This is a genomic window from Protofrankia sp. CiP1_Cm_nod4, from assembly GCF_982290645.1.
Genome location: NZ_CEVIVC010000114.1, coordinates 4,336 through 5,332, shown reverse-complemented (window position 1 = coordinate 5,332; position 997 = coordinate 4,336). Strand labels below are relative to the sequence as shown.

The 997-nt window shown below is 72.1% G+C and carries 1 protein-coding gene; it reads right to left on the bottom strand.

Annotated features, from left to right (window positions below; genetic code table 11):
* Window position 1: 1 nt before the first annotated feature.
* On the bottom strand, window positions 2-997 hold a 996-nt coding region (locus AC5LSR_RS18305; protein WP_493464456.1), incomplete at its 5' end, for an ABC transporter permease.

Here is a 997-nt window from a genome sequence, read left to right as displayed (position 1 = left end):
CTCACGCGGGGCTCCTTCGCACGGTGGCGGCTACCACGACCCGTGGGTCCAACAACGGGTAGATCAGGTCGACGACCAGGTTGACCAGCACGAAGACCAGTGCGCCGAAGACGACGACCCCCTGCACGACCGGGAGGTCCTGCACGGAGACCGCGGCCGCGGTGATCCGGCCGAGGCCGTTGCGGGCGAAGACCGTCTCGATCACGACGGCGTTGGCCATCAGCTGCCCGACCAGCAGGCCGATGACCGTCAGCGCCGGCAGGGACGCGTTGCGCAGCGCATGGCCAAGATGGACGCGGGCCCGTCCGGCGCCCTTGGCCCGGGCCGTCTGCACGTACGGCTCGTCCAGCGCGGTGAGCAGGCTCTTGGCCAGCACCTGCGCGACCATCGCGCCGGTGGGGACCGCCAGGGTGACCGCCGGCAGGACCAGGCCGCGCAGCCCGTCGTTGCCGAAGGCCGGGAACAGCCGCAGCCGGAAGGAGAACAGCTGGACGATCATCAGGCCGACCCAGAACGTCGGTATCGACACCCCCAGCGACGGCAGCGACAGCAGGGCCTGGCGCAGCCAGCGCTGCGAGGTGTAGGTCGCGACCAGCGCCAGCCCGCCGCCGAGGAGCGTCGCGAGCAGCAGTGCCGCGCCGGTGAGCTGCAGCGTCTGCGGCAGCGCGTCGGCGATCACGGAGGTCACCGGCCGGCCGGTGGACACCGAGTCGCCGAAGTCGCCGCGCAGCGCACTGCCCAGGTAGTCGACGTACTGCACCAGCACCGGCTTGTCGAACCCGTACTGCCCCTTCAGCTCCTCAAGCCGCGCCGGGTCGATGGCCGAGGAGTCCATCCCGGCGCCGGCCATCGCCGAGACCGGGTCGCCGGGCAGGTAGTCCAGCACCAGGAACGACAGCGTGTAGGCCGCCCACAGCACGCCGGCCGCCTGCGCGAGACGCCGGATCACGTAACGTCGCATCCGCTGCCCTCCTCCCGCCCGACGCGGGCGTCCCGG